We start from the raw sequence: 21,142 nt of genomic DNA, 5'->3' as shown, positions 1-21,142 counted from the left end.
CGTATAGCTGCCCCGAATGGACTCAGCCAGCAGCCTGGATATGGTCGTCGCGTCCGCGGCACCCGCCGCCCGCACGTCACCCAGCTGCATTGGTTCGTACCCTTCGACGTGCCGAGCTGAACGCCAACATACCCACAATAGCGGGGAATTCAGACGGCCGTGACCGATGTGAAATCTACGAATTCACTTAGTATTTAATTGGGGAACGAGCAGCAGGCGATGATCAGAGGCGCCGTGGCGAGTCCGGCCGTCGCGATCGTGAGCAGCCCGCGCAGCACCGGGTGTCCGGCGCTGTGCGGGGTGAGGATGCGACGCATGCGCAGCGCCGCCGAGGGGCCGCCCGCGGCGAACGCCTCGCGCGGTGCCTTTCCGGAGGCCAGCGCGTACAGCGCGGTGGCCAGCGCGTCGCGCGAGCAGCGGCGCAACGCCCGGTCGTCGGCGGCCATTTCGAGCAGCAGGGGCACCGCCGTGGCGCCGTGCCGGGCGAGCGGCAGGTGCGGGAAGGCGGTGGCGAAGGACTCGGTGGCCGCGACCAGGATGTGGTGCCGCCCGGAGATGTGCGCCCGCTCGTGCGCGAGGGCGGCGTCGAGCTGAGGGGGCGTCAGGGTGCGTAGGGCGCCCGAGGAGACCACCACCCGGCGCGAGCGGCCGGGCAGGCAGTAGACGGCGGGGTGTTCGTGTTCCAGGACGGTCGCCCGCAGCTCGGGGTCGTACCGTCCCACCAGCCGCAGCGTCTCCGCGTGCCGCCGCCGCAGCCGGCGGGCCCGCAGCAGGGCGCGGGCGAATCCGGCGAGCGGGCCGGCGACCAGGCCGAGGGCGATCGCGGCGGCCACGTACTCGCGTCCGTCGAGGTGGAGCAGGCGTTCGGCGGGCGGGAGCCGGAGGGCGAAGAGGGCGTCGCTCAGCCGGTGTCCGGTCCGGCTGGGCAGGAGCAGCTGGGCGGCGAGCAGGGCCACGCTGCCGGCGAAGAACGCCCCGCTCGCGGCCCACACGGCGAGCGCGAGCCGGGGGACCTGCTGGGCCCAGCGGGCCCGCACCAGCAGCCAGGGCACCAGGAAGCCCGTACAGAGGGCGAGGCCGAGCGGGGGGAGGGTGTGGTGGTTCATCGGTCCTCGCCGTGGGCCCGCCGGGCGGTGCGCAGCGCCGCGTCGAGGGCGGCCATGTCCTCGTCCGAGATGGTCTCCACGAAGCGCAGCAGCGCGGCGGGCCGGTCCTGGCTGTCGCCGAGCGCGTCCTGCATGAGGCCCGCGGTGTACTCCTCGCGGCTGCGGACGGGCTCGTACAGCCAGGCCCGGCCCGATTTCTCGCGGCGCAGCCAGCCCTTGCGGTGGAGTATGTCGGCGACCGTCATCACCGTGGTGTAGGCGACCCGGCGTCCCAGGTTGATGTCCTCGACGATCTCGCGGACCGTCGCGGGCCGCTGCCAGGCCCACAGCCGGTCCATGATCTCGGCCTCCAGCTCTCCCAGCCGGCGCACGTGCATCCCCTCCCGTCACGGGCGGCTCATCGTACGGGCCGCCTCACCCGCACAGGTATACCCCCCAGGGGTACAGTGGCGGGATGACTACTCCGATACGGAACCGCCCCTGCGCGAAGGTCTGCGGCCTCGAAGTCCCCGGTTCGGCGGAGCTGGTGCTCCTGCGTCAGGTGCTCGGCCTGTGTCTTCGGCTGAGCGTCCGGCTGTCCGCTGGCTGCCCTTCGCACAAGGGCGGTTGACTCTCTCTTTACTTCTCGCGACGCCGACTGCGTCAGGTCCGGATCAGGCGGGCGATCGCCTTCGAGGCCTCGCCCACCTTCACTTTGGCCTGATCCCCGCCGGCCTCGATGGCCTCCGTGACGCAGCAGCTGAGGTGCTCGTCCAGGAGGGCCACCGCGCAGGACTGGAGCGCCGCGTTGATGGCGGAGACCTGGGTGAGGACGTCGATGCAGTAGACGTCCTCGTCCACCATCCGCTGCACCCCCCGGACCTGGCCCTCGATGCGCCTCAGGCGTCTGATGATGTCTTCCTTGTGCTGTCCGTAACCGGCCACGGCGGCCTCCTCGTCACATCACGGCCGACGGCTACTTGTCGGCGGCTTGGAAACCACGCAGGCGCAGGCTGTTGCCGACCACGAAGACCGAGGAGAAGGCCATCGCCGCTCCGGCGATCATCGGGTTGAGCAGTCCGGCCGCGGCGAGCGGCAGGGCGGCCACGTTGTAGGCGAAGGCCCAGAAGAGGTTCGAGCGGATGGTGCCGAGGGTCTTGCGGGAGAGCCGGATCGCGTCCGCCGCCGCCCGCAGGTCGCCCCGTACCAGGGTCAGGTCGCCGGCCTCGATGGCGGCGTCGGTGCCGGTGCCCATCGCGAGGCCGAGGTCGGCCTGGGCGAGCGCGGCGGCGTCGTTGACGCCGTCGCCGACCATGGCGACCGAACGGCCCTCGGCCTGGAGGCGCTTGACGACGTCGACCTTGTCCTGCGGCATGACCTCGGCGATCACCTCGCCGATGCCGACCTCGGCGGCGACGGCCTCGGCGACCGCCTTGTTGTCGCCGGTGAGCAGGATCGGGGTCAGGCCCAGGGCCTTGAGCCGGCGGATGGCCTCGGCGCTGGTCTCCTTGACCGCGTCGGCGACCTCCAGGACCGCGCGGGCCTCGCCGTCCCAGGCGACCGCGATGGCGGTCTTGCCGGCCTTCTCGGCCGCGTCCTTGGCGGCCTTGAGGGACGGGGTGAGCTCCATCGCCCACTCTTCGAGCAGCTTCTCGCGGCCGACCAGGACCGCGTGGCCGTCGACGACGCCCTGGACGCCGAGTCCGGGGATGTTGGCGAAGTCCTCGGGGGTGGGCAGGGTGCCGACGCGGGCGGCGGCGCCGGTGGCGACGGCCTGGGCGATCGGGTGCTCGGAGGAGTGCTCCAGGGCGCCCGCGAGGCGCAGCACGTCGGTCTCGTCGGTGCCGGCGGCGGTGTGGACCTTGATGAGGGTCATCCGGCCGGTGGTGACGGTGCCGGTCTTGTCCAGGACGATGGTGTCGACCTTGCGGGTGGTCTCCAGGACCTCGGGGCCCTTGATCAGGATGCCGAGCTGGGCGCCGCGGCCGGTGCCGACCATGAGGGCGGTCGGGGTGGCCAGGCCGAGGGCGCAGGGGCAGGCGATGATCAGCACGGCGACGGCGGCGGTGAACGCGGCGGTGAGGCCCTGTCCGGTGCCGAGCCAGAAGCCGAGGGTGCCGAGGGCGAGCGCGATGACGATCGGCACGAAGACGGCGGAGATCTTGTCGGCCAGGCGCTGGGCGGCGGCCTTGCCGTTCTGGGCGTCCTCGACCAGCTTGGCCATGCGGGCCAGCTGGGTGTCGGAGCCGACCCGGGTGGCCTCGACGACCAGGCGGCCGCCGGCGTTGAGGGTGGCGCCGGTGACGGAGTCGCCGACCGAGACCTCGACCGGCACGGACTCGCCGGTGAGCATGGAGGCGTCGACGGCGGAGGAGCCCTCGACGACGGTGCCGTCGGTGGCGATCTTCTCGCCGGGGCGGACCAGGAAGCGGTCGCCGACCTGGAGTTCGGCGGTCGGTACGGTGACCTCCTGCCCGTTCTTGAGGACCGTCACCTCCTTCGCGCCCAGCTGCATCAGCGCCTTGAGCGCGGCGCCGGCCTTGCGCTTCGAGCGGGCCTCGAAGTAGCGCCCGGCCAGGATGAAGGCGGTGACGCCGGCCGCGGCCTCCAGGTAGATGTTCCCGGCGCCGTCGGTGCGGGCGATGGTGAACTCGAAGGCGTGGGTCATGCCCGGGGTGCCGGCGGTGCCGAAGAACAGCGCCCACAGGGACCACAGGAACGCGGCGATGGTGCCGACCGAGATCAGCGTGTCCATGGTCGCGGCGCCGTGCTTGGCGTTGGTCCAGGCGGCCTTGTGGAAGGGCCAGGCGGCGTAGACGACGACCGGCGCGGTGAGCGTGAGGCTCAGCCACTGCCAGTACTCGATCTGGAGCGCCGGGACCATCGCCATCGCGATGGTGGGCACGGCGAGGGCGACGGCGGTGATCAGGCGCTGCTTGAGCGGGCGGAGCTCGGCGTCGGCGATCTCGTCGTCCGTGGGGCCCTCGGGGCCGCCGCCGGAGGCGGCCGGGCGCTCGGGCTCGGGCTCCTTGGCGCTGTAGCCGGTGGCCTCGACGGTGGCGATCAGGGCGGCGACGTCGATGTCGGCGTCGAAGGTGACCTTCGCCTTCTCGGTCGCGTAGTTGACGGTGGCCTCGACCCCGTCCATGCGGTTGAGCTTCTTCTCGATACGGGCCGCGCACGAGGCGCAGGTCATGCCGCCGATGGCGAGCTCGACCTGGGCGGTGCCCGGAGTGGTCGTTGTCATGAAACTGCTCCTCGGTGTAGCGAGTTCGGGGGCCGGGGCCCGGGCGTGGTGGGCGAGCCCCGGCGGCCGGTGTCGGCGCGGGCGGCGCCGGTCAGGCGCGGCCGGTCAGCTCGTAGCCCGCGTCGTCGACCGCGGCGGCGATCGCGGCGTCGTCGGGCTCGCCGCCGGTGGTGACGGTCACCCGGCCGCCCGCGATGTCGACGTCCACGGTGATGACGCCGTCGAGCGCGGAGACGGAGTTGGTGATGGCGGTCTTGCAGTGGCCGCAGGTCATGCCGGAGACGGCGTAGACGGTGGCGGTGGTGTCGGCGACGGCGGTGGCCGTCGTGACCTCGACGGTGTTGGTCGAGCAGCTGCCGTCAGGGGTGCAGCAGGAACCCATGTCTTCCTCCAGTGTTCTGCGGACTCAGATACCCTCGGGGGGTATCGATCTGCCTCCATGTATACCCCCCTTGGGTATCTGGCGCAAGCGCCGGCCTGACTTGACTTGATACCCCCCAGGGGTATGGTGAAGTGCAATGAAGGTGAGGCTCACGCGTTTCTGCGGGTTCGCCGGAGCCCACGCCGCCCATGCACGTACGGGAGAGCAGCCATGAACACCGGAGTGAAGATCACCGCCTTTGCCGCCGCGCTCGCCGCGACCTTCGGGACCGCGTACGGGGTGGGCAAGGGCGTCGGCCCGGTCGGCGGGACCGTCGAGAAGGGGCACGGAGGGCACGCCGCCGCCCCCGCGGAGCCGGAGGCCGGGGGCGACGGGCACGCGGGCCACGGCGCGGACGCCACAGGCGCGGACACCGGGGGTGCGAGCGCCCCCGCGGCCGGCGGCCTGCAGATCTCGGAGGGCGGCTACAGCCTGACCCTGGAGACCCCGACGCCGGCCGCGGGCCGGAGCACCCTGAAGTTCGCGATCAAGGACGCGAACGGCCGGAAGGTCACCGCGTTCACCACGGAGCACGGCAAGGAGCTGCACTTCATCGTCGCCTCGCGCGACCTGACCGTCTTCCGCCACCTGCACCCGGTGAAGGGCGCCGACGGCACCTGGACGGTCCAGGCGGACCTGCCGGCCGCCGGCGGCTACAAGGCCTTCGCCGACTTCAAGCCCGCGGTCAAGGGCGCGAAGGGCATCACGCTCGGCGCCGACCTCTCCGTGCCCGGCGCCTACGCCCCGCGGCCGATGCCCCCGGTCGCGCCGACGGCGGCCGTCGACGGCTACCAGGTCCGGCTCGCCGGGACGCTCGACCCGGGCAAGGCGGGCGAGCTGCGCCTCACGGTCACCAAGGCCGGCAGGCCCGTCACCGACCTGGAGCCCTACCTGGGGGCGTACGGCCACCTGGTCGCCCTCCGCGACGGCGACCTGGCCTACCTGCACGTCCACCCGAACGAGGGCGGCCCCGGCCCCGACGTGTCCTTCACGGCCACGGCCCCGAGCTCGGGCACGTACCGCCTGTTCCTGGACTTCCAGCACGAGGGCAAGGTCCGCACGGCGGCCTTCACGGTCCGCGCGGGAGCGACGGGGACGCCGGTCGCCGCCGCGCAGACGCCGACCGAGTCCGCCTCGCACGATGCGGGAGGCCATTCCCACGGCTAGTCTGGTCATTGGACTAGACCTGTAAGCCGTGTGATCACTGGAGGAATGGGCTCAATGAGCAACCGTGCAGTGCTGGAGGTGATCGCCCTCGACGAGGAGGACGCGGTCGCTGCCCAGGCCGGTGGGGCGGACCGCCTCGAGCTGGTCACCGACATGGCGGCGGACGGGCTCACCCCGTCCACGACCGGCTTCGCGGCGATCCGCGCCGCCGTGGACATCCCGCTGCGCGTGATGCTCCGGCTGACGGACGGCTTCTCGGCGGGCGACCCCGGGCAGCTGGACGCCCTGGCCGGCCGCGCCGCCGAGCTGCGCGCGGCCGGAGCCGACGAGTTCGTCCTGGGCTTCCTCACCCCGTCGGGCGACCCCGACCTGGTCGCCGTCGAGCGCCTGATCGCGGTCCTGGACGGCTGCCGCTGGACCTTCCACCGGGCGATCGACCGGGCCGCCGACCGCGACGCCCTGCGCAAGCAGCTCGCGGACCTCCCGGGCCTCGACACCTACCTGACCGCGGGCGCGGCCACCGGCGTCGACGACGGCCTCGGCACCCTGAAGGCCGAGGCCGCCCGCGCGGGCGAGCCGGGTTACGAGCCCCAGATCCTGGTCGGCGGCGGCCTCCGCCTCGACCACCTCCCGACCCTCCGCGCGGCCGGCCTCACCGCCTTCCACATCGGCGGCGCGGCCCGCCCGTCCGGCTGGGCGGCCCCGGTGTCGGCGGACGCGGTACGCACCTGGCGCGAGGCGCTGGACGCGTAGCCGTGCCAGAGCGGGCGTCTCTGCGGTGCCGGACGCCCCGAAGCCCCGGAGGGCGTCCTCCGGGGCTTCGGAACTGCTCGGTGTCGCGCTCTACTTCTCCAGAGAGAGTGTGAACCGGCAAGGAAGATCCTGCGTGAACCTGCCACTTCCCTGGACGTAGCTGAAGCGGCAACTGGATGCCTCACCGGATACCGCTCCGGTGACCTTGGTCTTCACCACGTAGTAGATGAAGTTGTCGTCCCCGGGGGCTATCTCGATTGGCAGCTTCGAGTAGTCCTTTGTAAGTGGACGTCGGGAATGCCGGATCCCCATCCGGAGAGATGAGCACCACACCCCGGGTCTCCGCGCTGCTGAACGCCGTGTACCCGATGACCTGAAGGCCCTTGGGCGGGTCGAGCACCTGAACACCGGTCAACTTGACAGGAGAATCGGATTGGTTCTGGACCATGGGGAGGGCGAACCACCAGTACTGCCCGATCTTCGCGTGCTCGCTTCCTACGATTGCACTGTCTCCCGGCCCGGTCAGGGCGTCTCCTTGGCTGACCTGGTCTACTCCGGGGGCAGCGCAGGAGGTGAGTGCCGACAGAACGGCGAAGACTACGAGGCTAGTACGAGTAGAACGTACCTTCCTTGCCCGACCCGACTTGTCCACAGAGTTGGCACTTCGCCCCCGGCCCAGTGAGTAGTACGTGCCGGGCATGATACGAGCTCGGTTTGTGACCGGAGACTTGAAGAAGCGCGCCATACCATTAATGTTCCCTTCTTGGCCGTTTGCCCGCCGGATGCGTCAGTTACTTGATCAATATCTGAGCTTCCGGGAGAGGGAATTGGGGCGCGGGTGGGGGCCGGGGGCAGCTAGCCTCGCGGCTATGTCGACGCTACCCGCCTCGCCGAGCCCCGTGACTCCCGACGCCGACCTCGTCCGGCGGCTCGTCGCCGCCCAGTTCCCGCAGTGGGCCGGTCTGCCCGTGCGGCAGGTGGATTCCGCCGGGACCGACAACGCGATGTTCCGGCTCGGGGACGCGCTCGTCGTGCGGCTGCCCAAGGCCGCGTGGGCGGTGGGGCACGCCGAGAAGGAGCAGCGGTGGCTGCCGCGGATCGCCGCGCACCTGCCGCTGCCCGTGCCGGTGCCCGTCGGGGAGGGGGTGCCCGGGGAGGGGTTCGGGGAGCGGTGGGGCGTGTACGCGTGGATCGACGGGGAGGACGCCTTCCGGGCCCCGGTCCGTGATCTCGCGGGCGCCGCGGTCGAGTTGGGGCGGTTCGGGGTCGCCCTGCGCGGTGTCGACGCCACCGGTGGGCCCGCTTCCTCCCGGGGCGGGCCGGTCACCGGGTGGGAGGAGGGCGCGATGGAGCCCGCCATCCGCACGCTCGGGGCCGACGGCACGCTCGACGCCGACGAGGTCTCGGCGGCCTGGGAGGCCGTGCTGCGGCTCCCGCAGTGGGACGGCGCGCCCGTGTGGGTCCACGGCGACCTGCTGCCCGGCAACCTCCTCACCCGCGACGGCCGCCTCAGCGCCGTCATCGACTTCGGCGGGCTCGGGGTCGGCGACCCGGCCTGCGACATGATGGCCGCCTGGACGCTCTTCACCCCGGAGACCCGGCCGCTGTTCCGCGAGGCCGCCGAGGTCGACGACGCGACCTGGGCGCGCGGGCGGGGGTGGGCGCTGTGCTGGGGCGTGGTGACGGAGGAGTACTACCGCGTCACCAACCCCGTGCTCGCCGCCGTCGCGCGACGGGCGTGGACGCAGGCGCTGCCGGAGTACGCGTAGCCCCCGCGGCCCGCCCTATGATCGCGCGGGATTCGGGATGATCGCGCGGGATTCGCGCGGGATGCGGGACGGGGAGCGGGGGAGGCTGCCGTGGAGACGGTGCTGTCGGGGAAGGGGACGCGGGCGCGGTGCGACGGAGCGCGGCTCCTGATCGTGCGGGGCGGTACGACCTGGACGGTGCCGGTCCGGGCGATCGCCTCGGTCGAGCGGACGGCGGACTCCGAGGTGACGGTCGCCCTCTCCGGTGATCCGGCCGCCGCCGCCCGGGCCCGGCACGGCCTGGGCCGGTCCGTGACGCTGTCCGGGCCGAACGCCCGGGCCGCCGACGCCTTCGCCGGCCACCTCCGTACCGCCTGCGCGGGGGTCGGGACCGCCGCCGACGGGCATCCCCTGGTGACCGTCCGGCGGGCACCGGACCCGGCGGGCGCGGGCGGCGCCGGTACGGGGGAGTCGGGGCTGCGCGCGGTCCTGGTCTTCTTCCTGCTGCTGGTCTACGCGGCGGTCCTGTGGGCCGTCGGCGCGACCGGACCCCTTCGCCCGGGCCCGGCCGCCGCGTCCCTCGTGGTCGGCGGCGGCCTCGGCATCCTCGGCGGGGTGACGCTGTGGCGGGTCGGCCGGAGGTTCCGCACCGTGGCGGTGCTGCGCGCGCGGGGCGTGGGCGTCGTCGGCCGGGTCACGGGCCGCGTGAGGATCTGGGCCAAGGGATCCTCGGTCTGGGTCTTCCCCCTCGTCTCGTACACGACCGTCGAGGGCGAGGAGTTCGAGCGGGTGCCGTCCGCGGTCTCGGCCGGCCTCGGGGCCGTGCCCCTCGACGAGGCCGAGGTCCTCTACGACCCCGAGCGGCCGCACCGGATGGGCCTGCCGCCGACCTTCGGTTTCGCGGTCCGCAGCCTCGTCCTGGGGCTGGCCGGACTGGGCTCGACCGCCCTCTTCGGGTGGGCGGTGCTCGCCAACACCGCGGTACTGGGCTGACCGGCGGGGCGGAGGGCCGCCCCGCCTCCACCGGGTGCCGGGCCGCCTACCCCAGCTGCCCCGGCATGTCCGCCGCGTGGACCACCGTCAGCCCCGACACCGCACGCGTCAGCGCCACGTACAGGCGCCGCAGGCCCGTGCGCTCGTCCGGTTCGCCGTCCACCACGGCGGCCGGCTCGTCGAGGACCACGTAGTCGTACTCCAGGCCCTTCGCGAGCGAGGCCGGGACCAGGGTCAGGCGGGAGTCGGCCGTGGTCTCCTCGCCGGGGGAGAGGTGGGCCAGGCCTGCGGCCTCCAGGGCCCCGGCCAGGGGGGCGATGCGGGCGTCCGCCGCGATCAGGCCGATCGAGCCCTCGTGGGCGAGCGACGCGACGCACGCCGCGATCACGGCCGCGTCCAGCTCCTCCGGCCCGGCGACCCGCCGGAGCTCCAGCGAGCCCGGGTTCTCCCGTACGGACTCGACCGGGGCGAGCCCCGGCGACATGTGGGGGAGGAGCCGGGAGGCGTACGCGATGACCTCGCGCGGCACGCGGAAGCCGGCCGTCAGCTCCTCCACGTGGGCCTCCGGCTTGCCCAGGTGCTCCAGGGCCTGCGCCCAGCTCTCGGTGGCCCACGGGGTGGTGCCCTGAGCCAGGTCGCCGAGGACCGTCGCCGAACCGGTCGTGCAGCGGCGGCCGACCGCCCGGTACTGCATGGGGGAGAGGTCCTGCGCCTCGTCGAGGACCACGTGGCCCAGCGAGTGGGTCCGCTCCACCAGGTCCTTCGTCTCGTCGACGAGGACCGCGTCCGCCGCCGACCACTTCGCCGACTTCACGCTCCGGGCGGGCTTCGCCCACAGGAGCAGTTTCTGCTCGTCCTCGCTCAGGACGCCCTCGGCGTGCGCCGCCAGGAACTCCGGGTCGCTCAGCAGGCGCAGCACCAGCTTCGCCGGGTCGACCGCCGGCCAGCACTCCTTCACGACCGCCTTGACCGCGGCGTTGCGGGCGACGGCGTTCTGCACCCGGTCGTCGGGGGCCTCGCCGGCCTCCTCCATGCGCACCAGGACCGCGTGCGCGATGCGCTGCGGCAGGGCCTCGCGGGCCGCCCCGTACCGGATGTCCCGGTCGAGCAGCTCCCGGACCATCTCCTCCAGTTCGTACGCGGGCACCCGCCAGCGCCGGGAGCCGCGGACCACCATCAGCGGCTCGGTGGGGAGGGCGACGTGCGAGCGGACCGCCCGGCGCAGCACCTCCGCCATCCGGGCGTCGCCCTTCACGACGGCGGTGGCCGCCTCGTCCGTGCCGCGCACCTCGACGTGGGCGACGAGGTCGTCGACGGTGGCCTGCTGCACCTCCAGCTCGCCGAGCGCGGGCAGCACCTGCTCGATGTAGTGGAGGAAGGACCGGTTCGGCCCGATGACCAGGGTGCCGGTGCGGGCGAGCCGCTCCCGGTGGGCGTACAGCAGGTAGGCGACGCGGTGCAGGCCGACGGCGGTCTTTCCGGTGCCGGGGCCGCCCTGCACGCAGACCGTGCCGGACAGGTCGGAGCGGACGATCTCGTCCTGCTCGGGCTGGATGGTCGCGACGATGTCCCGCATCGGGCCGACGCGCGGGCGCTCGATCTCCGCCTGGAGCAGGCGGCTGGTGTGCTCCAGCTCGGCCGGGTCGGACAGGTGCTCGTCCTCGTACGCGGTGAGCTCGCCGCCCGTGTACCCGAAGCGCCGGCGCAGCCCGACGTCCTGCGGGTTCTTCTTGGAGGCCTGGTAGTACGGCTGGGAGACCGGCGCGCGCCAGTCGATCACCATCGGGTCGCCGGCGGCGTCGTGGACGTGGCGGCGGCCGATGTAGAAGCGCTGCCCCTCCTGCGTGGTGTGCAGGTAGTCGAGGCGGCCGAAGAAGAGCGGGGTGTCGGCGAGGTCGGCGAGGGCCTTGATCCGGTCCTCGATCTGCCGGGTCAGGATGACGGCGTTGACCCAGTTCGCGGTGACGTCCTTGATGTCGAGCGACTCGACGTCCTCGCGCATCGCGCGCAGGGCGGCGCGGGAGGCGGCGAGGTGGGCGCGCTCGCGGGCGAGCGGGTCGTCGAGGGGGTCGGTGGCGGACGTTACGGACACGGTGGAGCCTCCGGGTCGGGTACGCGGACACGTCGAGGTGGCCGCCGGTTTCCGACCGGACGGCGGCGCTCCTGGAGGGAGGCGGGGAAGCTGGCGAGTGTACGCCGCCGTGGTGCTTCGGTGCGAATGGATTGACCGGGCTCCTACCCGTAGGGGGCGGGGTCCGACTCGCGGGGGATCCCGGTTCCACCCCAGGGCCGATGTGTTCCGAATGTCCGGATTCCATCATGGATGCATGACCGCCACGACCCTCACCCCCGCGCCCACCGTCCCCAGCCTGCCCCGCGCCCGCCGCCTGGCCTCCGCCCCCTTGCGCGCGATACGCGCCTTCGGCGGCGCGCTCGTCGCCGTCGTCGTCCTCGGGGTGCACGACGAGGAGGCGGGGGTCCGCGACCCGCGCCCCGTCCACGAGGGCTGACCGGCCCGGCCGCTCCCCCCGGGGGTCTGTCGCCCGTGCGCCAACTCGGCGCTCTCCGCATCGAGATGTCCCGGCCGGGATGATCTAATGACCGGGCAAGGAGACACGGGGGGTGCGCTCCAGTGCCGCGTCTTCGACACGCACGCGTGCTCCCCGCTAGGTACGACAACGGGGGACATGATGCGATCGCTACGACGCTCTTTCATCGGCGGACTCGCTCTGGCGTTCACCTTCCTCATCGGCATGGCGGCCACGCCGGCGGCGGCGATGAACGTCCAGCGAGTGACCAACGGCTCCAGCGGCCTGTGCCTGGAGATCTACCAGCAGTCGAAGAACAACGGCGCGGTCGCCAGCCAGTGGCCCTGCAGCGACCAGCTCCACCAGACCTGGTACTTCGACCAGCAGTACCCCGACAACCGCTGGCGGCTGATCAACAAGAACTCGGGCAAGTGCCTGGAGGTCGTCGGCTGGGGCACGAACGACGGCGCCGCCGTCGGACAGTGGGACTGCACCGGCGGTGCCAACCAGGTCTGGTACGCGATCGACTACCCCGGCGACGGCACCGGGGCCATGGCCCTCGTCAACGTCCACAGCGGCAAGTGCCTGGAGATCGGCGGCTGGAGCTCGACCTGGGGCGCGCGGGCGAACCAGTGGAGCTGCCACAAGGGCGCCAACCAGCTGTGGGGCGGCGTCCCGCGCTGGTAGTCCGGACCCGGCGGAGGCGGAAGGGCGGCCCCGTGCCCGGGGCCGCCCTTCCCGTTCCTCAGGGCGCCAGCAGCTCGCTCGCGTCGAGGATCCGGTACGCGTACCCCTGCTCGGCCAGGAAGCGCTGCCGGTGCGCGGCGAAGTCCTGGTCGATCGTGTCGCGGGCGACGACCGAGTAGAAGTGCGCCTGGTGGCCGTCGGCCTTCGGGCGGAGCACCCGGCCCAGCCGCTGGGCCTCCTCCTGCCGGGAGCCGAAGGTGCCCGAGACCTGGATGGCGACCGTCGCCTCGGGCAGGTCGATCGAGAAGTTCGCGACCTTGGAGACGACCAGCACGCTGATCTCGCCGTTGCGGAACGCGTCGAAGAGCTTCTCGCGCTGCGCGTTCGAGGTCTCGCCCTTGATCACCGGGGCGTTCAGGTGCTCGCCGAGCTCGTCGAGCTGGTCGATGTACTGGCCGATGACGAGGATCTGCTGCCCGGCGAACTTCTTGACCAGCGCCTCGGTCACCTTCCGCTTGGTCGCCGTCGTCGCGCAGAAGCGGTACTTCTCCTCCGCCTCCGCCGTCGCGTAGGCGAGCCGCTCCGAGTCGGTCAGGTCGACCCGGACCTCGACGCAGTCGGCGGGCGCGATGTAGCCCTGCGCCTCGATCTCCTTCCACGGCGCGTCGAAGCGCTTGGGCCCGATCAGCGAGAAGACGTCGGACTCGCGCCCGTCCTCGCGTACCAGCGTCGCCGTGAGGCCGAGCCGGCGGCGCGCCTGGAGGTCGGCGGTGAACTTGAAGACGGGGGCCGGCAGCAGGTGCACCTCGTCGTAGACGATCAGGCCCCAGTCGCGGGAGTCGAAGAGCTCCAGGTGGGGGTAGATCCCCTTCCGGCGGGTGGTGAGCACCTGGTACGTGGCGATGGTGACCGGCCGGATCTCCTTGCGGGTCCCGCTGTACTCGCCGATCTCGTCCTCGGTGAGCGAGGTCCGCTTCACCAGCTCGTGCTTCCACTGCCGGGCCGAGACCGTGTTGGTCACCAGGATCAGGGTGGTCGCCTTGGCCTTGGCCATGGCACCCGCTCCGACCAGCGTCTTTCCCGCCCCGCAGGGCAGTACGACGACGCCGGAGCCGCCGTGCCAGAAGCCCTCGACGGCCTGCTGCTGGTACGGGCGCAGGGCCCAGCCGTCCTCGGCGAGGTCGATCCGGTGCGCCTCGCCGTCCACGTACCCGGCGAGGTCCTCGGCCGGCCAGCCCAGCTTGAGCAGGGTCTGCTTGATCTGGCCCCGCTCGGAGGGGTGCACGGCCACGGTGTCCGGGTCGATCCGCTCCCCGACCAGCGGCTGCACCTTCTTCGAGCGCAGCACCTCCTCCAGGACCGGCCGGTCGGTGGTGGTGAGCACCAGCCCGTGCGTGGGGTGCTTGGACAGGGTGAGGCGCCCGTAGCGGGCCATGGTCTCTGCGATGTCGACGAGCAGCGCGTGCGGCACCGGGTACCGGGAGAACTCCACCAGCGCGTCCACGACCTGCTCGGCGTCGTGCCCGGCGGCCCGCGCGTTCCACAGGCCGAGCGGGGTGACCCGGTAGGTGTGGATGTGCTCGGGCGCCCGCTCCAGCTCCGCGAAGGGCGCGATGACCCGCCGGCAGGCCTCGGCCTGCTCGTGGTCGACCTCCAGCAGGAGCGTCTTGTCGCTCTGGACGATCAGTGGACCGTTCACGTGTCGTGCTTCCCTTCCGCGCGGCCGAACGTGGCCAAACATCCAGTCTGCCCGACCGGCGCGGGAAGGGGCAGCCCGGCGCCCGCCGCGTCAGCCCGGCGCCCGCCGCGTCAGCCCGGCGCCCGCCGCGTCAGCCCGCCGTCGTCCGGGACAGCGCGTTGTTGGCGATCGAGTTGTGGACGGTGAAGCTCACCGCGTCCGGGCGGTAGCGGTCGTCGGACCATTCGACCGGGCGGCCGTCGTGGGTCGTGGTGACGCGGCGGACGCGGAGCAGCGGGCTGGTGCGGCGGACGGTGAGGAGGGCGGCGTCGCGGGCGCCGGCGGCGACGGCATCGATGACGTGCTCGCCGTGGGCGAAGACCAGGCCGGTGTCCTCGTACAGGCGCTGGGTGACCGAGGCGCACTCCGGGTCGAGGGAGGCGACGGTCGGGGAGATCCAGTCGGCGTAGACGCTCCGCTCGATCAGCACCGGCTCGCCGTCCAGGCCGCGCAGCCGGAGCACGTTGAGGAGCGGGGTGCCCGGGGCGAGGTGGAGGCGGGCGGCGTCCTCGGCGGTGGCGGGGCGGTACTCCTGCTCGACCACCCGGCCGGTCGCCGTGCGGCCCATGGCCTGGGCCCACTGGGCGAAGCTGCGCAGCTCGGCGAAGCTCTGGCTGCGGCGGCCGGCCAGGACCACCCGGCGGGCGCCCTGGCGGGAGCCGATCAGGCCCTCGGCGGTGAGGGCGGCGAGGGCCTGGCGGACGGTGCCGCGGGAGGCGTCGTGGCGGGCGGCTAGCTCGGCCTCGGTCGGCAGCCGGCTGCCGACCGCGTACTCCTCGCGGTCGATGGCCCGCCGCAGTTCCTCGGCGATCCGCTCGTGGCGTGGCGTCGGCATGGTTCCCCCTTCGCGCTTCGAGGACGTCCTCAGTGCGCAGTGGCATCAGCCTAGTTGAGCGTGTCAGTGGCCGAAAAGCGTTGCCAATGTGCAGGGAATGGCGGGCGGCCGTTCCCTTGCCGTTCATGTTCACGTCACGGACGCCCGGCGTACTGGGGCCAACTTGTCCATACAAGTTGATCACCTCTCCCCTGGACCGACGCTCCCCTGGAGAAGCCGTGCCCGTCCCCACGCCCCCGCTGAGCCTCCCGAGAACCGCCGCCCTCGGCGGCTCCCTCGCCCTCGTCGCCGCCCTCGCCCTCACCGCCTGCGGCGCGGCCCCCGAGAACGCCGCCACCACGCCCGACGGCAAGAACGCCGCCACCGCGGCCTCCGCCGCCGACTTCGGCGGCATGGACGCCCTCGTGAAGGCGGCCAAGAAGGAGGGCGCGCTGCACGCCATCGCGCTGCCCCGCGACTGGGCCAACTACGGCGCCCTCATCGACGGCTTCCAGCAGAAGTACGGGATCAAGGTCGAGGTCGAGAACCCGGACGCCTCCAGCCAGGACGAGGTCAACGCCGTCACCTCCCGCAAGGGCCAGGACCGCGCCCCCGACGTCCTGGACCTCGGCAGCTCCTTCGCGCTCAGCGCCGCCCAGCAGGGCCTCCTCGCCCCGTACAAGGTCGCGGCCTGGAACGACATCCCCGAGGGCCAGAAGGACCCGAAGGCCCGCTGGTACAACGACTACGGCGGCTACGTCTCCATCGGCTGCGACGCCAAGCGGGTCAAGAACTGCCCCGCCACCTTCAAGGACCTCCTCAAGCCCGAGTACAAGGGCCAGGTCGCCCTCAACGGCAACCCCACCAAGTCCGGCTCCGCCTTCGGCGGCGTCTACGCGGCCGCGCTCGCCCAGGGCGGCTCCTTCGACGACATCCAGCCCGGCCTCGACTTCTTCGCCGCGCTGAAGAAGAACGGCAACTACACCCCCGTCGAGTCCACCCCGGCCACCGTCGAGAAGGGCGAGACGCCCATCAGCATCGACTGGGACTACCTCAACGCCGGCTACGCCCAGGAGTTCAAGGCCAAGGGCCTCGACTGGAAGGTCGCCGTCCCCACCGACGGCCGCTACGCCATGTACTACTCCCAGGCGATCAACAAGGACGCCCCGCACCCCGCCGCCGCCCGCCTGTGGCAGGAGTACCTCTACAGCGCCGAGGGCCAGAACCTCTGGCTCAAGGGCTTCGCCCGCCCCGTCCTGATGCCCGCCATGGACAAGGCCGGCACCCTCGACGCGCAGGCCGCCCTCAAGCTGCCCGCCGTCTCCGGCATCCCGTCCTTCCCGACCGAGGCCCAGCAGGCCAAGGCCAAGACGGTCCTCGCGCAGGGCTGGGGCAAGGCCGTCTCCGGATGACGAGCACCCTGACCACCCCCGCCGCCTCCCGGACCGGTTCCGGGAAGCGGCGGGGCCGCGCCCCCGGCGCCGGGCCCGATGCCCGGCCGCGCCGCCGCCGCGCCCCCGCCTGGCTCGCCGCCGTCCCGCTGCTGGCCTTCACCGCGGTCGCCTTCGGCGTCCCCGCGATCGCCATGCTCGGCGGCGCGTTCACCGTCGACGACCCGGCCGGCGGCCCCGCCTCGTACGGCACGGGGAACCTGGCCACCTCCCTCCAGGGCGCCTACCTCACCGCCCTGATCGGCAGCGTCAAGCTCTCCGCGACCGCCGCCGTCCTCGCCGCCCTGCTCGGACTGCCGCTCGCCCAGGCCGTCGTGACCGGCTCCCGCGCCCTGCGCGAGGCCGTGCTCACCGCCTCCGGCGTGCTCGCCAACTTCGGCGGCGTCCCGCTCGCCTTCGCCTTCGTCGCCACCCTCGGCAACGCCGGCGTCCTCACCCGGCACCTCGGCCTCGCCGACAAGGGCTGGAGCCTCTACAGCTTCTGGGGCCTGGTCGTCGTCTACCTGTACTTCCTCGTCCCGCTCATGGTGCTCACCATCACCCCCGCCCTCGACGGCCTGCGCACCCAGTGGCGCGAGGCCGCCCGCAGCAACGGCGCCACCACCGTCCAGTACTGGCGGCACGTCGCCCTGCCCGTGCTGCTGCCCAGCCTGCTCGGCGGGCTCGTGCTGCTCTTCGGCAGCGCCTTCGCCGCGTACGCCACGGCCGCCGCGATGGTCGGCAGCGCCGTCCCGCTCGTCACCCTGCAGATCTCCGACGCCCTCTCCGGCAACGTCCTCGTCGGCCAGGAGAACGTGGCGCTCGCCCTCAGCCTCGACATGGTCGTCGTCGCCGGGCTCGTCATGGCCGTCTACCTGCCCCTGCAACGCCGGAGCTCCCGATGGCTCGCCTGACCCCCACCGCTCCCCGGAGCCCCCAGTGGCGCCGCTGGGTCCTCGGCCTCGCCGGGCTCTACTTCCTGGTGCCGCTCGCCGCCTCCGTCGTCTTCACCGTCGACGTCCCGGGCCAGGGCCTCACCCTCGACGCGTACACGAAGATCATCGGCACCGAGGGCTTCACCTCCAGCCTGCTGCTCTCGCTCGGCCTCGCCGCCGTCACCATCGCCGTCGTCCTGCTGCTCATGGTGCCCGCCCTGGTCGCCCTGCGGCTCGGCGCGCCCCGGCTGCGCCCGGTCGTCGAGGCGGTCTGCTCGCTGCCGCTCGTCGTGCCGCCCATCGCCTTCGTCGCCGGCCTCGGCACCGTCCTGAAGTGGGGCCCCGAGCACTTGGCCCGCACCCCCCTCTTCCAGACCTTCGTCGCCCTGCAGAACCCGGACTTCCCCGTCGTCCTGGTCCTCGCGTACGTGGTGATGGCGCTGCCCTTCACCTACCGGGCCCTCGACGCCGGCCTGCGCGCCGTCGACGTCCGCACCCTCGTCGAGGCCGCCCGCAGCTGCGGCGCCGGACCGGTCCGGGCCCTGGTCACCGCGGTGCTGCCGAACCTGCGCGGCGCGCTGATGAACGCGGCCTTCCTCGTCCTGGCCCTGGTCCTCGGCGAGTACACCGTCGCCCAGCTGCTCGGCTTCCGGCCCTTCGCCGTGTGGATCGTGAACATCTCCGGCTCCCAGGCCCAGATGTCCGTGGCCGTCTCCGTGCTCAGCCTCCTCGTCACCTGGGTGCTGCTCCTGGCCCTCGCCGGGGCCGGCGGCCGCGCGCCCGGCGCCCGCCGCACCCGTACCGCCAAGGGATAACCATGACCGTCACCACCACCGACGCCGCGCCCGCCGCCACCGCCGAGGCCGCCACCGTCGAATTCCGCGGCCTGCGACGCCAGTTCGGGCCGACCACCGCGCTCGACGGGCTCGACCTGACCGTCCGGCCCGGCGAGCTGCTCGCCCTGCTCGGCCCCTCCGGCTGCGGCAAGACCACCGCCCTGCGCATGCTCGCCGGCTTCGAGACCCCCGACTCCGGGGCGGTGCTCGTCGACGGCCGGGACATCACCCACGTGCCGGCCCACCGGCGCGACGCGGGCATGGTCTTCCAGTCGTACAGCCTCTTCCCCCACCTCGACTGCGTCGACAACGTCGCCTTCGGCCTGCGCATGCGCAAGACCGGCAAGACCGAACGCCGCAGGCAGGCGGCCGAACTGCTCGACCTCGTCGGCCTCGGCGACAAGGGCGGGCGCTTCCCGCACCAGCTCTCCGGCGGTCAGCAGCAGCGCGTCGCCCTCGCCCGCGCCCTCGCGCTGCGCCCGCGCGTCCTGCTCCTCGACGAGCCGTTGTCCGCGCTCGACGCCAAGGTGCGGCTCACCCTGCGCGAGGAGATCCGCCGGATCCAGTCCGAACTCGGCATCACCACGCTCTTCGTGACGCACGACCAGGAGGAGGCCCTGTCCATGGCCGACCGGGTCGCCGTCATGCGCGCCGGGCGCCTCGAACAGTGCGCGGCCCCCGCCGAGCTGTACGGGCGTCCCGCGACCGCCTTCGTCGCCGAGTTCGTCGGCACCATGAGCCGGATCCCCGGACGCCTCGACGGCGGCACGGTCGAGGTCCTCGGCCGCCGCCTCCCCGTCGACGGCGAGCCGCCCGCGACGGCGGAGGTCGACGTCCTCGTCCGTCCCGAGGACCTCAAGGTCGGTACGGACGGCGCCTGTTCCGCCCGTGTCGTGGCCACGGCCTTCCTCGGGGCCACCACCCGGCTCACCGTCCGGCTGGCCGACACCACCGAGGTCAAGGCAGACCTGCCCACCCACGAGGCCGCCGCCCTCGCCGCCGGCGACGCCGTCACGGTGACCCCGCGCGAGCGCCCGGTCCTCGTCGCGGAGCGCCGCACCCCCTGAGACCGCGGCTCGCGCGACAACTGGACCGGTGGCGCGAGCCGCTCTTGTACGAAGCGATAGAGAAAGCGACCAGCGTGACCAACGAACTCCCCCTGCACGCCGTTCTGTTCGACATGGACGGCACGCTCGTCGACACCGAGGGCCTGTGGTGGGAGGCGGTGGAACAGGTCGCGGGCCGCCCCCTCACCGAGGCCGACCGCCCCGACGTCCTCGGCCGCCCGGTCGAGCACACGGCGGCCTGGCTGGCGACGGAGGCCGGGCCGGACGGCGCCCCCGGTGACCGGGACGGTGTCCTCGCCGCGCGGGCCGCCACCGCCGACGCCCTCGCGGCCGAGCTGCACCGGGAGTTCGCCGAGCGGGTCCGGGCCGGGGTCGTGCCACGGCCCGGCGCGCTCGCGCTGCTCGCCGCGCTCGCCCGGGACGGGGTGCCGACCGCCCTGGTCACGGCCTCGCCCCGGGCCGTCGCCGACACCGTGCTCGACGCCCTCGGAGCGCTCGGCGCACCGGGGTTCGCCGTCTCGGTCACCGCGGACGACACCGAGCGCACCAAGCCCGAGCCCGACCCGTACCTCGCGGCCTGCCGCGCCCTCGGCGTCGACCCCGCGCGCTGCGTGGCCGTCGAGGACACCCCCACCGGGGTCGCCTCCGCCGAGGCGGCGGGGTGCGCGGTGCTCGCGGTCCCCTCGGTGACCCCGATCGGGGCGGCCCCCGGACGGACGGTGCTGGACGGGCTGACCGGGGTCACCCCTGACCGGCTGCGGGCCATGGCGGGCCGTCGGCTCACCGTCATGAGCTGGAACCTGTGGCTCGGCGGCGCCCTCGTCGACGACCACCGGGCCAAGCAGCTCGCCGCCGTCCGCGCCTCGGGCGCCGACGTCGTGGGCCTCCAGGAGACCGGCGGCACCGCGACCCGCGAGCTGGCCGAGGCGCTCGGCTGGCACCACCACGAGGCCGGCGAGAACCTCGGCATCCTCAGCCGCCACCCGGTCGTCGCCCGGCTCGGCGACCCGGACGTCGGCTTCTACGGCGCGGCGGGCGTCCGGATCCTCGTCGACGGCGAGCACGAGGTGGACGTGTGGACCGCGCACCTCCACCACACCCCGTACGGGCCGTACGAGGCCGTCTTCGACGGGCTCCCGGCCGAGCGGCTGATCGCCCACGAGGACGTCCGCCTGGAGCAGATGCGGGACACGCTCCGGCGGATCGCGGAGGGGGCCGGGCAGGACACGGGGCAGGACCCCGGCCAGGACTCGGGCCGGGACACGGGGGGAGCGGCGGGGCGGGCGCGGCCCGTGGTCCTGGTCGGCGACTTCAACGCGGCCTCGCACCTCGACTGGCCCGAGGTCGCCTGGCCGGTCACGAAGGCCGCCGAGGAGGCGGGGTTCCGCGACTCCTACCGGGAGGCCCGCCCCGACCCCGTACGGGACCCCGGACACACCTGGTCGCCGGTCCACCCCGTGCACCCGGAGGAGGGCGGGCACGCGGGCCGCCCCGAGCCGCAGGACCGCATCGACTACGTCCTGCACAACGCCCGCGGCCTGCGCGTCCTCGCCTCCCGCACGCTGGTCACCGGCACGCCCGCGCCGTGGCCGGACGTCGCGGCGAACGCCTGGCCGTCGGACCACGCGGCGGTGGTGACGGCCTTCGCCCTGTAGGCCGTGTCCTCCGGATCGGGCGGGGCGCGCGGCGTGAT

Annotated in this window: 20 protein-coding genes; 12 read left to right on the top strand and 8 right to left on the bottom strand. The window is 73.3% G+C overall.

Annotated features, from left to right (window positions below; all coding sequences use genetic code 11):
• Positions 1–194: 194 nt before the first annotated feature.
• Both ABD981_RS18005 and ABD981_RS18000 read right to left on the bottom strand, forming a co-directional pair.
• The gene (locus tag ABD981_RS18005; RefSeq protein ID WP_046906526.1) at positions 195–1,106 is read right to left on the bottom strand and encodes a M56 family metallopeptidase; all 912 of its coding nucleotides are present in this window, start codon (positions 1,104–1,106) and stop codon (positions 195–197) included.
• Positions 1,103–1,477, bottom strand: a complete 375-nt coding sequence (locus tag ABD981_RS18000) for a BlaI/MecI/CopY family transcriptional regulator (RefSeq protein WP_046906644.1) — start codon at positions 1,475–1,477, stop codon at positions 1,103–1,105. Before ABD981_RS18000 ends, ABD981_RS18005 begins: the two co-directional genes overlap by 4 nt.
• Before the next feature lie 83 nt (positions 1,478–1,560).
• Here ABD981_RS18000 and ABD981_RS17995 point away from each other — a divergent pair, with 83 nt between their 5' ends.
• Entirely contained in the window at positions 1,561–1,716 is a 156-nt protein-coding gene (locus tag ABD981_RS17995; RefSeq protein ID WP_165590910.1) for a hypothetical protein, read from the top strand.
• Positions 1,717–1,748: 32 nt separating this feature from the next.
• Here ABD981_RS17995 and ABD981_RS17990 read toward each other — a convergent pair whose 3' ends face one another.
• The 3 genes from ABD981_RS17990 to ABD981_RS17980 all read right to left on the bottom strand — a co-directional run bounded on the left by ABD981_RS17990 (position 1,749) and on the right by ABD981_RS17980 (position 4,714).
• On the bottom strand, positions 1,749–2,030 hold the full coding sequence (locus tag ABD981_RS17990; protein ID WP_046906527.1) for a metal-sensitive transcriptional regulator: 282 nt from the start codon (positions 2,028–2,030) through the stop codon (positions 1,749–1,751).
• A gap of 31 nt (positions 2,031–2,061) precedes the next feature.
• Positions 2,062–4,332 (bottom strand): heavy metal translocating P-type ATPase, encoded by a 2,271-nt coding sequence (locus ABD981_RS17985; RefSeq protein WP_046906528.1) that lies wholly within the window; start codon positions 4,330–4,332, stop codon positions 2,062–2,064.
• Between the two features lie 91 nt (positions 4,333–4,423).
• Positions 4,424–4,714, bottom strand: coding sequence for a heavy-metal-associated domain-containing protein (locus ABD981_RS17980; RefSeq protein ID WP_046906529.1), 291 nt, complete (start codon positions 4,712–4,714; stop codon positions 4,424–4,426).
• 210 nt (positions 4,715–4,924) lie between these two features.
• On the opposite strand from ABD981_RS17980, the gene ABD981_RS17975 reads away from it, so the two are divergent.
• The 4 genes from ABD981_RS17975 to ABD981_RS17960 all read left to right on the top strand — a co-directional run bounded on the left by ABD981_RS17975 (position 4,925) and on the right by ABD981_RS17960 (position 9,414).
• The gene (locus ABD981_RS17975; RefSeq protein WP_046906530.1) at positions 4,925–5,920 is read left to right on the top strand and encodes a hypothetical protein; all 996 of its coding nucleotides are present in this window, start codon (positions 4,925–4,927) and stop codon (positions 5,918–5,920) included.
• Between the two features lie 54 nt (positions 5,921–5,974).
• Positions 5,975–6,673, top strand: coding sequence for a copper homeostasis protein CutC (locus ABD981_RS17970; RefSeq protein ID WP_046906531.1), 699 nt, complete (start codon positions 5,975–5,977; stop codon positions 6,671–6,673).
• Positions 6,674–7,542: 869 nt separating this feature from the next.
• Positions 7,543–8,442, top strand: coding sequence for an aminoglycoside phosphotransferase family protein (locus ABD981_RS17965; protein ID WP_046906532.1), 900 nt, complete (start codon positions 7,543–7,545; stop codon positions 8,440–8,442).
• Positions 8,443–8,532: 90 nt separating this feature from the next.
• Positions 8,533–9,414, top strand: coding sequence for a hypothetical protein (locus tag ABD981_RS17960; protein WP_046906533.1), 882 nt, complete (start codon positions 8,533–8,535; stop codon positions 9,412–9,414).
• 46 nt (positions 9,415–9,460) lie between these two features.
• On the opposite strand, the gene ABD981_RS17955 is transcribed toward ABD981_RS17960, so the two are convergent.
• On the bottom strand, positions 9,461–11,506 hold the full coding sequence (locus tag ABD981_RS17955) for a HelD family protein (protein ID WP_046906534.1): 2,046 nt from the start codon (positions 11,504–11,506) through the stop codon (positions 9,461–9,463).
• A 235-nt stretch (positions 11,507–11,741) separates the two neighbouring features.
• On the opposite strand from ABD981_RS17955, the gene ABD981_RS17950 reads away from it, so the two are divergent.
• Both ABD981_RS17950 and ABD981_RS17945 read left to right on the top strand, forming a co-directional pair.
• Positions 11,742–11,924: a hypothetical protein gene (locus ABD981_RS17950; RefSeq protein ID WP_046906535.1), complete on the top strand. Its 183-nt coding sequence runs from the start codon at positions 11,742–11,744 to the stop codon at positions 11,922–11,924.
• 243 nt (positions 11,925–12,167) lie between these two features.
• On the top strand, positions 12,168–12,629 hold the full coding sequence (locus ABD981_RS17945) for an RICIN domain-containing protein (RefSeq protein ID WP_165590911.1): 462 nt from the start codon (positions 12,168–12,170) through the stop codon (positions 12,627–12,629).
• A gap of 58 nt (positions 12,630–12,687) precedes the next feature.
• Here ABD981_RS17945 and ABD981_RS17940 read toward each other — a convergent pair whose 3' ends face one another.
• Both ABD981_RS17940 and ABD981_RS17935 read right to left on the bottom strand, forming a co-directional pair.
• The gene (locus tag ABD981_RS17940) at positions 12,688–14,328 is read right to left on the bottom strand and encodes a DNA repair helicase XPB (RefSeq protein ID WP_046906536.1); all 1,641 of its coding nucleotides are present in this window, start codon (positions 14,326–14,328) and stop codon (positions 12,688–12,690) included.
• A 130-nt stretch (positions 14,329–14,458) separates the two neighbouring features.
• Positions 14,459–15,202 (bottom strand): GntR family transcriptional regulator, encoded by a 744-nt coding sequence (locus ABD981_RS17935; RefSeq protein WP_046906537.1) that lies wholly within the window; start codon positions 15,200–15,202, stop codon positions 14,459–14,461.
• A 218-nt stretch (positions 15,203–15,420) separates the two neighbouring features.
• On the opposite strand from ABD981_RS17935, the gene ABD981_RS17930 reads away from it, so the two are divergent.
• From ABD981_RS17930 to ABD981_RS17910, 5 genes are all read left to right on the top strand, one after another.
• Complete coding sequence (locus tag ABD981_RS17930) at positions 15,421–16,593, top strand: ABC transporter substrate-binding protein (RefSeq protein WP_240495133.1); 1,173 nt, start codon at positions 15,421–15,423, stop codon at positions 16,591–16,593.
• Positions 16,590–17,525 carry an ABC transporter permease gene (locus ABD981_RS17925; protein ID WP_046906538.1) on the top strand — a complete coding sequence of 312 codons (936 nt, stop codon included), beginning with the start codon at positions 16,590–16,592 and terminating at the stop codon, positions 17,523–17,525. Before ABD981_RS17930 ends, ABD981_RS17925 begins: the two co-directional genes overlap by 4 nt.
• Positions 17,513–18,361 carry an ABC transporter permease gene (locus tag ABD981_RS17920; RefSeq protein ID WP_046906539.1) on the top strand — a complete coding sequence of 283 codons (849 nt, stop codon included), beginning with the start codon at positions 17,513–17,515 and terminating at the stop codon, positions 18,359–18,361. Before ABD981_RS17925 ends, ABD981_RS17920 begins: the two co-directional genes overlap by 13 nt.
• Positions 18,362–18,363: 2 nt before the next feature.
• A complete protein-coding gene (locus ABD981_RS17915; protein ID WP_046906540.1) occupies positions 18,364–19,449 on the top strand; it encodes an ABC transporter ATP-binding protein in 1,086 nt (361 codons plus the stop codon).
• Positions 19,450–19,562: 113 nt separating this feature from the next.
• Positions 19,563–21,104: an HAD-IA family hydrolase gene (locus tag ABD981_RS17910; protein WP_046906647.1), complete on the top strand. Its 1,542-nt coding sequence runs from the start codon at positions 19,563–19,565 to the stop codon at positions 21,102–21,104.
• Positions 21,105–21,142: the final 38 nt, after the last annotated feature.

The organism is Streptomyces showdoensis (genome assembly GCF_039535475.1).
GTDB lineage: Bacteria > Actinomycetota > Actinomycetes > Streptomycetales > Streptomycetaceae > Streptomyces > Streptomyces showdoensis.
The sequence above is the reverse complement of the archived record's forward strand: the minus strand, read 5'-3'. Positions and strand labels throughout refer to the sequence as shown.